Source organism: Streptomyces pinistramenti (genome assembly GCF_020564935.1).
GTDB lineage: Bacteria > Actinomycetota > Actinomycetes > Streptomycetales > Streptomycetaceae > Streptomyces > Streptomyces pinistramenti.
On sequence record NZ_JAJCXB010000052.1, the window covers coordinates 1 to 13,380 of the forward strand.

The window sequence follows — 13,380 nt, forward strand, 5'->3', positions numbered from 1 at the left end:
CTGGTCGCCGACCTGGACCAGACGGAGGTCTCGCACCGGCAGCGGCTGACCCTCGCCGCCGCGCAGGCCCTGCTGCCCGGCGGCGCGGGACGTCAACTCCACGCGCCCGCGGGCCTTTCGTGGTCGGGGCAGGTGAGCGCGGCGAGCACCTTCGCGGGCGAGCCCTTCGGCCCCAGGGCGGGCCGCCCGGCCGTTCCTTCGGGCGGGCTGCTGACCCAGACGTACGACACCGGCGTCCGTCCGGCGGGCAGTTACGGCGCGGCCCGCACCACGCTGCGCATCGGCGCGGCCCACCCCCCGCACGGCCCGTTGCCGGCCGTCGCGACGGACGGGTACCTGCGCGACAGCGGCTCGAAGACCGGTTCCGTCATCGAGATCCCGGTCAACGGCCGGCCGCTGAAGGCACGGATCGTGCGGGCGGTACGGGCGCTGCCGGGGCCCGCCGACCAGCAGTCGGCGGGCGCCGGGCTGCTGGTCGACTTCGGCACCGTCAACGAAGCGCTCGGCGACCAGGATGCCGCGCCGCTGGCCGCCACCGAGTGGTGGATCAGGCCGCGGGCGGGCGCGGCCGGGCAGGTGGTGGCGGCGCTGCGGGACCGTGCGGACACCGATCCCGGCCAGGTGGTGGCGCGCGACGAGATCGCCGGCCGGCTGCACGACGACCCGCTGGGCCTGGGCCCGCAGGCCGCGCTGGCCGCGGCGGCCGTGGTGGCGGCGCTGCTGGCGGCGGTCGGTTTCGCGGTGAGCGCCGCCGGGGCGCTGCGCGAGCGCGCCCGGGAGTTCGCGGTCCTGCGGGCACTGGGCGCGCCGCGGCCGCAGCTGGCCCGGATGATCGCGGCGGAACAGGGCGTGCTGATCGCGCTGGCGCTGGCCGTCGGTACGGCGCTGGGGGCCGTGCTGACCCGCGCGGTGGTGCCGCTGGTGGTGCTGACCGAGCAGGCGACGCGGCCGGTGCCCGATGTGCTGGTGGAACTGCCGCCTGGGCAGGTCGCGTTGCTGCTGGCCGCGGTCGCCGCGGTGCCGCTGCTGGTCGTCGCCGCGGTGGGCCTGCGGCGCGGCGACCCCGTCCAGGCCCTGCGCAGCCAAGGAGCCGTGTGAGATGAACCGTGCCGACCACGAGGTCCGGTGCCGCGCCGGGGCGGCCGTGCGAGGTGAGGACCGGTGACCGCGTTCGCCGGGACCGGCGCGCTCCGGGCCGGGCGGCACGGGCCCGCGCTGGGTCTCTGCGTCCTGGTGCTGGTCACCGCGTTCCTCGCCGCGGCGTTCCCGCGCGCGGTGGACGCGTACGAGACCCGGGGCGCGCGGGATGCTCTGACGTCGGTCACCGCCGAGCAGCGGACCTTGCAGATCTCGCTCGGCCGCGACGACGTGACCTCCCAGGCCCCCGGCACCGCGTTCGCCGCCCCGGAGACCGACCGCCAGGACCGGGCGCTCCGCGGCCTGTTCACCGCACCGCTGCGCGTCGCCGCGGACCGTTCCGCGCACGGCGTGCGCACCACCGCGCCGCTCGGCGCCCAGGACACCTGGCTGCCCCGGCCCGACGGGGTGGCGGCCCACTTCACGCTCGCCACCGCGTCGGAACTCGCGGCGCACAGCACCCGCGTCACGGGCCGGCTGCCGCACGCCGCGGCGCCCGGCGCCCGCACCCTGGAGGCCGCGGTCAGCGCGGCGAGCGCCCGCACACTCGGCCTCCGCGTCGGCAGCACCCTGCACCTCGACGGCCTGACGGTGCGGATCTGCGGCCTGTTCACCCCGCGGGCCCCCCAGGACGCGTACTGGTCCGTCGACGCGCCGCTGGCCGCCCCGAGCCAGGCCACCACGGGCAGCGCCCCGGCGCTGCGGTACTGGCAGGCGGGCCTGCTGCTGAACCCGGGCGACGGCCCGCGGCTCGCGGAGGTCGCCCCCGGCAAGCCGGAGAAGTACTGGTGGTACGAGCTGGACGGACGGGCCCTGACCGCGCAGCAGGCGCCCGTCCTGCGGGACCTGCTGCTCTCCGTCGAACACGGCGCGGGCCTGGCCCGGATCCGTTCCGTCGCGGGCGCGGGCGCGGTCACCGACACCCCGGCCGACGGCCTCATCGACGCCTTCGAGCGGACCCGCGCCACGGTCGCCCCGGTGATCGCGGTCGCCGCGTTCGGCATCGGCACCGTCGCCGCCGTGGTGCTGCTGATGACCGGCGCGCTGACCGCCGCCAGGCGCCGGCCCGAACTCGCCCTGCTGCGGGCCCGCGGCGCCTCGCTCGCCGGGCTGACCGGACGGCTCGCGGCGGGCACGGCGGCGGCTTCGCTGCCCGCCGCGGCGGCCGGCGGTGGCCTGGCACTGCTGCTGGTGCCCGGCGGGCGGACCGCCGTCCCGGTGCTCGCCGCGGCCTGCGTCGGCGTGGTCGGCACCCTGGCGCTGCCGCTGCGGGCCGCGGCCGCGCACCGCCGCCCGCGCCCGGCAGGCCGCGATGACCTGGCCACCGCCCGCCCCTCCCGGCGCCGTACGGTCGCCGAACTCACCGTCGTGGTCCTGGCGTTCGGCGCGGTGCTGGCGCTGCGCCGCCGCAGCACCGCGGCCGGCGGCGTGGACATCCTGGTGAGCGCGGCGCCGGTGCTGATCGGCGTGATCGCCGCGCTGCTGCTGCTCCGCCTCTACCCGCTGCCGCTGCGGCTCGCCGCGCGGCCCGCGGCCCGTACGGCGGGGCTGCTCGGCTTCCTGTCACTGGCCCGCGCGGGCCGCGCCCCGGCCACCGCCGGGCTGCCGCTGCTGGCGCTGCTGGTGGCGCTGACCACCGCGTCGTTCGGCGGTTCGGTGCTGGCGGGGGTGGCGCAGGGCAGGGATCGCGCGGCGCTGGCCGCGGTCGGCGCCGAGGCGCGGATCTCCGGTGCCGAACCGCTGCCGAAGGGGCTGGCCGCCGCCGTGGCGAAGGTGCCGGGTGTCACCGGCGCGGTGCCTGTGCAGCTCGGCATTCTGGCGGCGTCGGACAGCGGGCCGCCGCTGACCCTGGTGATCGCGGACGCCGACCGCTACGCCGGGCTCGCCCGCGCCACCGGCCTCGGCGCCTTCCCCGCAGGAATCCTGACCGACCAGGGCGGCAACAGCCCGCTGCCCGCCCTGGTGTCCCCCAGCTTCCTGGCCCGTTTCGGGCACTCCCCCATGACCCTGCAACCGGAGGCGGGCCAGATCACGGTCCGCCCGGTGGCGGTACGCGCGGACACCCCGGCACTGCCCGGCGGCGACTTCATCGTGATCGACGCGGCCGGCGTGGCCCGGCTGCACCCGGACAGCGTCGCCGACCAGGCGTCCGGGCCCACCCTGCTGCTGGTGTCCGGCAGTTCACCCGGCCCGAAGGCGCTGCGCGCCACCGTCCGCGCCCACACCCCGGCGGGATCGTCCGTCCGCACCACCCTGCGCGCCGAGGCGCGGGCGCGGCTCGCCGATCCGCCGCTCCAGGAGGGCGCGGAGCGTCTGTACGTGGCCGCCGTCGGCGCGGGCGCCGGGTTCGCGCTGCTCGCGCTGCTGCTCGCGCTGCTCCAGGCCGCGCCGGAGCGCACCCAACTACTGGGCGGGCTAAGGACATTGGGCCTGACCGCGCGGCAGGGGCGGCGCCTGATGGTCCTGGAGGCGCTGCCGCAGGCGCTGTTGGCGGCACTGGGCGGCGCGCTGGTCGGCGTGGCCGCGATCCGTCTGCTGGGGCCCGGCACGGACCTCGCCCCGCTCGCCTTCCCCGGCGCGTCCGGCGGCGAGGCGGGCCCCGTACACCTGCGCGCCGACCCCGCGTCCCTGCTGCTGCCTTCGGCGGCGGTGGTGGTCCTCGCCCTGGCCGTGGCACTGACCCAGGCGTGGCTGAGCGGACGGCGACGCGAGAGCACCGAGTGGAAAGCGGGGGACACCCGATGACCCGGCCCGAACGAACAGAACCGACGGAGCCGACGGAGCCGAACGAACCGGCCGCAGGTCCCGCGAGCCTCGCCGAGCTGGAGCGGCGGGCCGCGTCCCGGCGCGGCCGGCCCGCCTACGGTCACGACGCGCTGATCGCCTGCGACCGCCTGGTCCGGGTCTTCTCCACCGACGGGGTGGAGGTCCAGGCGCTCCAGGGCCTCGATCTGCTGGTCGCCGAGGGCGAGTTGATGGCCCTGGTGGGGGCGTCGGGCAGCGGCAAGTCGACGCTGATGAACATCCTGGCCGGGCTCGACGTGCCGACCGCGGGCGCCGCCCGGGTCGCCGGCCGTGACCTGCTGACGATGGGCGCAACGGCCCGCCTCGGCTACCGCCGCGACGTCGTCGGCTTCGTCTGGCAGCAGACCGCCCGCAACCTCCTGCCGTACCTCACCGCCCTCCAGAACATCACCCTGCCCATGCAGCTGCGCGGCGGCCTGCGCCGGGCCGAGCGGACGAAGCGGGCCGAGCGGCTGCTGTCGATGCTCGCCATCGGCCACTGCCGCGACCGCCGCCCGCACCAGCTCTCCGGCGGCGAGGCACAGCGCACCGCCATCGCCGTGGCCCTGGCCAACACCCCGTCGGTGCTGCTGGCCGACGAGCCGACCGGCGAACTCGACTCGCACACCGCCGAGCAGGTCTTCTCGGCGTTCCGCACCGCCAACGAGGAACTGGGCACCACGATCGTGATCGTCACCCACGACCAGGCCGTCGCATCCGAGGTCCGGCGCACGGTCGCCATCCGCGACGGCCGCACCTCCTCCGAGGTACTGCGCCGCACCGAACGGGACGCCGCGACCGGCCAGGAGTCGCTGGTCGCCCAGGAGTACGCGATGCTCGACCGCGCAGGCCGGCTGCAACTGCCCACCGATTACACCGGCAGCCTGGGCATGGAACACCGGGTGCTGCTGGAGCTGGAGAGCGACCACATCGGCGTCTGGCCCGACCGCACGGCCGACGGCGCGGCACGGGAACGGGACGGGGAGGACGAGGGTTAGGGCGGATCCGACGGGTCGCCCGCCGGACGCTCCGGGTGACTCAGGTCGGCGTGACCGTCAGCCCGGAAAGCCCGGTCAGCTCCGCGGGCCCCGCCGTGCGGACCGCGATCGAACCGTAGGCGGTGCTCAGCCGCAGCCAGCCGCCCGCGGTCAGCAGGGTGGGCGGCTGCGCGGCGGGCGCGGTCAGTACCCCGCCGCCGGACCCGGCCGCGACGTGCGCCGGGCGCAGGAAGCCCAGCGACTGGGCGGCGTGCACGGCACGCAGCGGGAGATGGGTGTCGCCGAGCGTGCGCGACCAGATCTCCCTGCCGATACGGTCCCGGGCCGCGCGGGTGCGTTCCTGCGGGGCCAATGCCTCGTCACGGGCGCGGAATTCGGCGACGGCCGCGGCCACCGCGCGGACCAGCGCCTCGGGCGCGGGCAGCCCCGGCACCCGGCGCCAGCCGCCGCGCGGCGGCAGCACCCCGGCCCACGGCGGACCGGTGACGGCGGCGGGCACCGTCAGCGCGTCCGCCGTCTCCTGGATCCCTTCGAGGAATTCCCCCGCGGAGACGGTGACGTCCAGGGTCACCCGCTGCCCGGCGGCGAGACGGGCGGTGCGGACCGCCAGCACCTCGAACGACGGCGGCCGGCCGAACACGGCCAGCACACCGTCACCGGCCTGGAGGCGCACCGCGGCGGCCCTGTCGTAGTGGATCAGTCGGGCCAGGAAGGCGGCGAGATCCGCCGCCTCCCCGGCGTCGGCCAGGCGCAGCACCGTCATCAAGCGACGGCCCCCTTCGTCTGCGCGGCGTCGTCCAGGTACTCCTTCAGGTACGTCTTCTCCTCCGCGGTGAGGCGGCGCGGGCGCTCCTCGGCGAAGTCGTAGGGGACGACGACGGTCGTGGCGCGGAGGTAGAGCGCGTCCTCGTCCTTGACCTCGTAGCCGACGGTCATCGACGCGGCACTGATCTTCGTGACCCACAGCTCGATGGTCACCGGGGCGTGCCGGTGCACCAGCGGGCGCAGGTAGTCGATCTCGTGGCGGGCCACGACGGACCCGCCGGTGAACGACACACTGCCGCCCCCCGGCGCCAGCCGGGCCATGAAGTCGATCCGCGCCTCTTCGAGGTAGCGGACGAAGACCGCGTTGTTGACATGGCCGAAGGCGTCCATGTCGGACCAGCGCAGGGGGCAGGAGTAGTGGTGTCGCACGCGGCTCAGCCCCGGGTCAGCTTCTTGTACGTCGCGCGGTGCGGCCGGGCCGCGTCCGCACCGAGGCGCTCGACCTTGTTCTTCTCGTACGACTCGAAGTTGCCCTCGAACCAGAACCACTTGGACTCGCCCTCGTACGCCAGGATGTGCGTGGCGACGCGGTCCAGGAACCAGCGGTCGTGGGAGACGACCACGGCGCAGCCGGGGAAGTCGAGGAGCGCGTTCTCCAGCGACGACAGGGTCTCGACGTCGAGGTCGTTGGTCGGCTCGTCGAGGAGCAGGAGGTTGCCGCCCTGCTTGAGGGTGAGCGCGAGGTTGAGGCGGTTGCGCTCACCGCCGGACAGCACCCCGGCGGGCTTCTGCTGGTCCGGGCCCTTGAACCCGAACGCGGAGACGTACGCCCGCGAGGGCATCTCGACCTGGCCGACGTTGATGTAGTCCAGCTCGTCGGAGACCACGGCCCACAGGGTCTTCTTGGGGTCGATGTTCTCGCGGCTCTGGTCGACGTAGGAGATCTTGACGGTGTCGCCGACCTTGATCGAACCGCCGTCGGGCGTCTCCAGGCCCTGGAGCATCTTGAACAGCGTGGTCTTGCCGGCACCGTTCGGGCCGATGACGCCGACGATGCCGTTACGGGGCAGCGTGAACGACAGGCCGTCGATCAGCACCTTCTCACCGAACGCCTTCGAGAGGTTCTCGACCTCGACGACGATGTTGCCCAGGCGCGGGCCCGGCGGGATCTGGATCTCCTCGAAGTCCAGCTTCCGCATCTTGTCGGCCTCGGCGGCCATTTCCTCGTAACGCGCCAGACGCGACTTGGACTTGGCCTGCCGCCCCTTGGCGTTGGAGCGGACCCAGTCCAGCTCTTCCTTCAGACGCTTCGCGCGCTTGGCGTCCTTCTGGCCCTCGACCTTGAGACGGGCCTGCTTGGTCTCCAGGTACTTGGAGTAGTTGCCCTCGTAGCCGTGCAGGCGGCCGCGGTCGACCTCGCAGATCCACTGGGCGACGTGGTCGAGGAAGTACCGGTCGTGGGTGACGGCGACGACGGTGCCGGGGTACTTCGCGAGGTGCTGCTCCAGCCACTGCACGGACTCGGCGTCCAGGTGGTTGGTGGGCTCGTCGAGGAGCAGCAGGTCGGGCGCCTCAAGGAGCAGCTTGCACAGCGCGACGCGGCGGCGCTCACCGCCGGAGAGGTTGGTGACGGCCCAGTCGCCGGGCGGGCAGCCCAGCGCGTCCATCGCCTGCTCCAGCTGGGTGTCCAGGTCCCACGCGTTGGCGTGGTCCAGGTCCTCCTGGAGCTTGCCCATCTCCTCCATCAGCGCGTCGGAGTAGTCGGTCGCCATCAGCTCGGCGACCTCGTTGAAGCGGTGCAGCTTGCCCATGATCTCGGCGGCGCCGTCCTGGACGTTCTGCAGCACCGTCTTGGACTCGTCGAGCGGCGGCTCCTGGAGGAGCATGCCCACGGTGTAGCCCGGGGAGAGGAACGCGTCGCCGTTCGACGGCTGCTCAAGACCGGCCATGATCTTCAGCACCGTGGACTTACCGGCGCCGTTCGGGCCCACAACACCGATCTTCGCGCCCGGCAGGAAGCTCAGCGTCACGTCATCGAGGATGACCTTGTCGCCGTGCGCCTTGCGCGTCTTGCGCATCGTGTAGATGTACTCAGCCAAGAGAAACCGTCCGGCAGTCTGGATCTAGCAGGTCTGTATGCGGCTCCGCCGCGTGGGCCATGGTGCGGCGTGGCCGCGCGAGGGCAGATACACCCATCTTGCCGTACGGCCACGCCCTGAAGAAAACGAGTAGCCGAGAGCGCAGCCCCGAAAGCCCCCGCCCCCGCCACGACTGCCCCTTCCCGGCCCCGCCGACCTGCGGCCTTCCCGGGCCGTCCCCGGCGGGCTCTCCGCAGCCTTCAGCTTGCGGCCCCTGCCCGGCCGCCCCTTTTCCGGCCCCTCCCTGCCACCGCCCCTCACACGGCGGCGGCGACCCGCGCGGCGGCCCGCCCGTCGGCATCGGCCACGTCACGCCGCGCCATGACGTGTCACGCCGCCCACGCACGCCGGCGGCCCCCGAGCTGTCCTACGCTCCGGGGCCGCCGGGGTGGTGGCGCAGAACCGGCAGGCCGTCAGCCGGTCGGCAGGGTCCGGCCGGCCTGCGCCGGCTCCCCGGGCCGTCCGCCCGCTCGCCTACCTCGCCTGCACCACCGTGGTGTCAGCGCCCGATCACTACGCGGTGCCGGACTTCCTCTTGCGGAGGAAGAACACCGAGCCGCCGCCGACCAGGACCAGCACGACCGCGATGCCCGCGATCACCGGCGTGGCACTGCTGGAACCGGTCTCGGCGAGGTCACCGCCGCCGGTGTCACCACCGCTGGTGCCGCCGACCGAGGCCGGGCTCGGCTGCGGGGAGGGCTTGCCGCTGCCGGAGCCCGCGGTCTTGCAGTCGAGGACGCCGGAGAAGGTCTTCTTGAAGCCGCCCTCGCCGTTGACCGCGATCTTGTACGGCTGGTCCTCACCCACCGGCACCGTCACGGTCTGCGACCCACCCGGTGCGATCTCGTACTTCTTGCCCGACAGCTCGAAGTGGAACGCCTCGTCGCCCTTGTTGGTCGCCGTGACATCCACGCCGCCCTTGGAGCAGTTCTTCTCGGCGGTGACCGCCGGGATGGCGCCCTGCTTCTTCCACGAGGCCGTCGCGGAGGCCGAGACGGTGGACTCGCTGGAGCCTGCCAGGATCTGGGTCTGGCTCTTGGCGTGCTCGCCGATACCGGTGAAGGCACGGCCGACCGGGACCTTGGTGGCGGCCTGGGCGGTCAGCGAAGTGGAGCCGTCGGCCGCGCCCGCGGGCACGTCGAAGAACAGCTGGCTGCCGTCGGCGGCACCGGTGACGGGCTTGCCGTCCTTGCCGACGACCTTGACGCCGGACGGCGTACCCGCGGCGGGGGCGACCGTGACGCTGTCCGCGTTGGTGTGCACGGTCACCGGGCCGATGCGGCTGCCGGACTTACCGGAGACGGCCGGCGGGGCCAGCGTCAGCGATGCCTTCGGCTCGGTGAGGTTCTGTGCACTCTTCTGCAGGTAGTCGGCGAGCTTCTCGGCCGCCGGGTCGACCGCGTCCACCTTGGCGTGGTCGGAGAAGCGCCAGATCGCGACCTGGGTTCCGGCCGCCGCGGTCTTCTCGGTGAGGTTCCCTGCGTCGGCCTTATGGGCCAGCGCCTCCAGGTCGTTCACCTGCGGGTAGGAGTTCTGCAGGATCCAACGGATCTTGCCGGCGTCCGCGTTGTTGTGCAGCGACGACGCGCTCCACGGCACTTCCTGGTACTTCGCCTGCTGCTGCGTCGGGTTGTGGATGTCGATGCAGTACGTCTGCAGCGTGCCGCCGTTGTCGACCGACATCTCGAACAGGCCCGCACCCAGGCGCTGGTCCCCGCCCTGGCCGTGCACGACCGCCTGGTCGTAGACCTTCAGACCACCGAGCGTGGCGGTGGCACCCCCGTGTGCGGAGGTCGTGTCATCCGCCGCGGCAGGCCCCGCGGTGGCTATCGCGCCCGCGGCGACCAGGCCGGAGGCCATGACCGCTGCGGCAAGGCGGGCTGCGCCCCGCCTCTTCTTCGAAAGCATGAATTTCCCCTCTGGGCGAGGCGGTCGAGTGGGGAGGAGCCTCGCCGGAAAGATCCCAAAGAACTCAACAGCTGAACACATCAGCCCCCGTGAGTACTCGTCGGATCCTAGAGAGCAGGCGCAGGACGGTCCCCAGGATTGGCTTCCCGCACTCGATCCGAATCGCAATCGTTACCGACTGCCGTACGTATGACCTGGCATTATCGACAAATCGCCGGGACTTTTCAGGGCACTGCCACCTTCTCCGGCAAACCACCGGGGCGCGCCTGGCCACTTGAGGCACCCAGCTGCGGTAAAGCGCCTCGCACGCGCCACGCCACACCCTCGATTACGCGATCAACCACCTCCCGCATTTCCCATAAGGACCGCTCCACCGGTCAACTGCCGTGCGCTATCCCGGAAAGTTGGGAATTCAACCGGCGCCCGTCCTGATCCCCCGCCCTCTCCACCGCAGCGCCTTCGCCCGCCACACTCCCCTCCCGCGAGGCACCTTCCGCACACGAGGCCGCACCCAACGGGTCATCCGCAGGCGGACGGTCCGCCGCCCGCAACGAATCCGCCGCACCCGAGGAACCTGGCGCACCCGCGCCCGCGCCGGCATCCGGGATGCCTTCAGCCTCCGACACCCGCCCGCCCTGGGCCTGTTGGATCGGCACCTGATCCGTGCGCCCCCGCGGGGACCGACGGAAGGCGGCGGTACCCCGGGAAAGATCGTGGCCGATCGCCAGCGCATCGACCTCCGCCGCGAACCAGCGCGCCCCGCCACGCTCCGGAGGCTGCTCTCCCTCCCGCAGCCGCAACCGCCCCTGAACCAACAGGGGTTCCCCCACCGCCACCGACGCCGCGACATGGTCGGCGAGCGCCCGCCACGCCCTGACCGTATAGAAACTCGTCTCGCCATCCGTCCAGCGCTCCCGCGCCTTGTCCCACCGCCGGGGAGTCGCCGCGAGCCGGAATCGTGCCACCGCCACACCCGCCGCGGTCTGCCGATGCTCCACCGCCGTCGCGGCATTCCCCACCAGCGTCACCAACGTGTCGTTCATCGAACCCACTTCCCCCGTCCGCGCCGCGTCGTACGGCGCCGTCGTCCGCTGTCACCCACCGCTCTCGCCGTGCGTTGATCTCATGCTGCACGCATCCCGCAATCCCCGCTCCGGCCTGTGGACGACCACCCGTCTGTGGAAAACCCGGTCACCCGAACGAGGGTTGAGCGGGGCAAGCGGGGCGAGGGAACGGCAGGGGAATGCGGGACGAGGGCACGAGTACCGCGGTGGTGGAGCGGGGAGGCGACGGAACCCGCCCCCAACAGGCGGAAAACAAGCCGGAGATGACAAGCGGCAACACGGCCCCGCCGCCCGCCCAACAGGCTCAGGCCCCCGACGCCACCGCATACTGCTCGCGCACCTCGCGGTATCGCAGCAGCTCGGCGGCGACCGGTTCGAGCACCCGGGCCCGCCCGCACCCCGCAGCCGTCTCCCGCAGCCTGCGCTCGGTCTCCTGACCGTGCCGCCGGGCGGGGCCCCGCGCCGCCACCCCGCACAGCCATGTCAGGGCGGGCCCGCCCACCGAGCCGACGACCGCAGGCAACAGAGCGGCCCCCCACTCTTCCGCAGCCGCCAGCCCCGTGAGCACCCCCAGCAGCCACAACAGGCCCACGACCTGGAGGACGAACATCAGGCCCTGCAACGCCGCCGCCGCCATCCACCACCGCGGCCGCACCGTCGGCCCGTCCCGCAGCGCCTCCTCCGCGTCCGCCGCCACCACGTCCAGCGCCACCGGCAGCCCTTCCGCTCCCCGCACCGCCGCCTCGCGTACGGCCTGCGCCCACGGACCGGGCAGCCCGCGGGCCGCCTCGCCCGCTACCGCCCGCACCGCCTGCTCCACAACAGGCCGCGCCGCCGCCCGCCCGTCCATCTCCCGCGACGCTCCCGCACCAACAGCCACCCCGTCCCCACGTGCCGCCCCACCACGTCCCTTCCGCCCTCCACACACACCAAACGCCGTTCCAGCCGTTCCAGCCGTTCCAGCCGTTCCAGCCGTTCCAGGGTTGCCCACCGTTCCCGGCGTTCCACCCCCGTCCGGCTTCCCCCGCTTCGCGGACTTCCTCAGCTTCCCCGGCTTCCACCGCAAGCTGCCCGCCCCCCGCGCAGCCGCCGAGCGCGCTCCCGCATACGTCCCGGGCCGCCCCCCAGCCTTCCCGCCGGCCGTCCCATCCGCTGTCCCATTCGCTGCCCCGTCGGCTGTCCCATCCACCGTCCCGTCGGCCGTTCCACCCGGCCTCCCGAACGCGCCGTCCGGCCGTTCCCCGCCCGGCCACCGGGCCGGGCCCCGGCTGCGCAGCCGTGTCCACTGTGAACCGCAGGCGCGGTCCGCGTGCCGCAGCCAGTCGCGTTCCGCCGCGCGTCCCATCGCCACCGCGCCGACCGCGTCGGCCAGCCGGTCGTCGAACTCCTCGCGGGCCCGCTCCGTCAGCCCGACCCGCCGCTCCGCCACGTACACGGGACGCAGCCGCTCGGCAGCCGCGTCCACATCTGCGGCCAGCCGCCGTTCCGCCGCACCCCGGTCCGCCACGAACTGGCCCAGCGCGTCCCGCAGTTCTCCGACCCCTGCCCCCGTAGCGGCCGAGAGGGCGAGCACCTGCGCCCCGGGCTCACCGTGTTCGCCGAGCGCAAGACCGTCCTCGTCCAGGAGCCGGCGCAGGTCGTCCACCACCTGGTCGGCGGCATCCCCGGGCAGCCGGTCCACCTGGTTGAGCACCACGAACGTCACCTCGGCATAGCCGGCCAGCGGCCGCAGATAGCACTCGTGCAGCACCGCATCCGCGTACTTCTCCGGATCCACCACCCAGATCACCGCGTCCACCAACTTCAGCAGCCGGTCCACCTGTTCGCGATGTCCGGTCTCCGCCGAATCGTGGTCGGGCAGGTCCAGCAGCACGAGCCCCCGCAGCCCGTCATCACCCGCACCGCCTTGCCCACCATCACTGTTGGCCCCACCGTCCTCAGCGCTCCTCTCCACCGCGGCACCGCCCCCGTGGGTACCCGCTTCCCAGGCCGCCTCCCCAGGGGCGTGGCGGCGGCGCGGCGGACCGCCCAGCCGGTGCAGCAGCCCTTCGGCACCGGGGCCGCCCGGCCAGACGCAGGCCACCGGTTCGGACGTCGTCGGCCGGCGCGCGCCGACCTGCGAACGGTTCGCCCCGGCAAGCGCGTTGAACAGCGAGGACTTGCCGCTGCCGGTGGCGCCGGCGAGGGCGACGACCGTGTGCTCGGCGGACAGCCGGTTCCGCTCGTCGGCGGCGTCCACGACCCCGCCCGCCTCCTCAAGCGTCTCGCCACCCAGCCGGGTCCTGGACAGCGCGATCAGCTCCCGCAGTGCGTCCAGCCGGGGCCGCAGCACGTCCCCGGGAACGCGCCGTTCCCCACCCGGCGCCGGCACGTATCCGCCGCCCCCGTCGTCAGCCGCCATCTCGGCCTGTGCACGCCGCTCATCCGACGGCACATCCCGCTGGGCCCCGACCCGCACCGCGCCCCGCACCGCCTCCTCGTCCGCCGGGCGCACCGCCCCGCGCCCCGCGCCCCATGCCGCCTCCCACTCCTCGTAAAGCGCCCCCTTCGCCCCGGCTGCGTCCCCGCAGCCGGCGGGCGCCCCGA

At 74.0% G+C, this 13,380-nt stretch carries 9 protein-coding genes; 3 read left to right on the forward strand and 6 right to left on the reverse strand.

What is annotated here, in order from left to right; translation table 11 throughout:
- The 3 genes from LIU39_RS27380 to LIU39_RS27390 all read left to right on the forward strand — a co-directional run.
- The coding region (locus LIU39_RS27380; RefSeq protein ID WP_227049579.1) for an FtsX-like permease family protein at nucleotides 1-1,098 on the forward strand (1,098 nt) is incomplete at its 5' end.
- 63 nt (nucleotides 1,099-1,161) lie between these two features.
- Nucleotides 1,162-3,882 carry an FtsX-like permease family protein gene (locus tag LIU39_RS27385; RefSeq protein WP_227049580.1) on the forward strand — a complete coding sequence of 907 codons (2,721 nt, stop codon included), beginning with the start codon at nucleotides 1,162-1,164 and terminating at the stop codon, nucleotides 3,880-3,882.
- Nucleotides 3,879-4,919, forward strand: a complete 1,041-nt coding sequence (locus LIU39_RS27390) for an ABC transporter ATP-binding protein (RefSeq protein ID WP_227049581.1) — start codon at nucleotides 3,879-3,881, stop codon at nucleotides 4,917-4,919. The genes LIU39_RS27385 and LIU39_RS27390 overlap by 4 nt, the downstream gene beginning before the upstream one ends.
- A gap of 40 nt (nucleotides 4,920-4,959) precedes the next feature.
- Here LIU39_RS27390 and LIU39_RS27395 read toward each other — a convergent pair whose 3' ends face one another.
- The 6 genes from LIU39_RS27395 to LIU39_RS27420 form a co-directional block, all read right to left on the reverse strand.
- The gene (locus LIU39_RS27395) at nucleotides 4,960-5,682 is read right to left on the reverse strand and encodes a DUF8010 domain-containing protein (protein WP_227049582.1); all 723 of its coding nucleotides are present in this window, start codon (nucleotides 5,680-5,682) and stop codon (nucleotides 4,960-4,962) included.
- The gene (locus LIU39_RS27400) at nucleotides 5,682-6,113 is read right to left on the reverse strand and encodes an acyl-CoA thioesterase (RefSeq protein WP_227049583.1); all 432 of its coding nucleotides are present in this window, start codon (nucleotides 6,111-6,113) and stop codon (nucleotides 5,682-5,684) included. Before LIU39_RS27400 ends, LIU39_RS27395 begins: the two co-directional genes overlap by 1 nt.
- 5 nt (nucleotides 6,114-6,118) lie before the next feature.
- Nucleotides 6,119-7,783: an energy-dependent translational throttle protein EttA gene (ettA, locus tag LIU39_RS27405; RefSeq protein ID WP_227049584.1), complete on the reverse strand. Its 1,665-nt coding sequence runs from the start codon at nucleotides 7,781-7,783 to the stop codon at nucleotides 6,119-6,121.
- A gap of 552 nt (nucleotides 7,784-8,335) precedes the next feature.
- On the reverse strand, nucleotides 8,336-9,730 hold the full coding sequence (locus tag LIU39_RS27410) for a thioester domain-containing protein (RefSeq protein WP_227049585.1): 1,395 nt from the start codon (nucleotides 9,728-9,730) through the stop codon (nucleotides 8,336-8,338).
- Nucleotides 9,731-10,107: 377 nt separating this feature from the next.
- Entirely contained in the window at nucleotides 10,108-10,773 is a 666-nt protein-coding gene (locus LIU39_RS27415) for a single-stranded DNA-binding protein (RefSeq protein ID WP_227049586.1), read from the reverse strand.
- Between the two features lie 325 nt (nucleotides 10,774-11,098).
- Nucleotides 11,099-13,195 (reverse strand): GTPase, encoded by a 2,097-nt coding sequence (locus tag LIU39_RS27420; protein ID WP_227049587.1) that lies wholly within the window; start codon nucleotides 13,193-13,195, stop codon nucleotides 11,099-11,101.
- Between the last annotated feature and the right edge of the window lie 185 nt (nucleotides 13,196-13,380).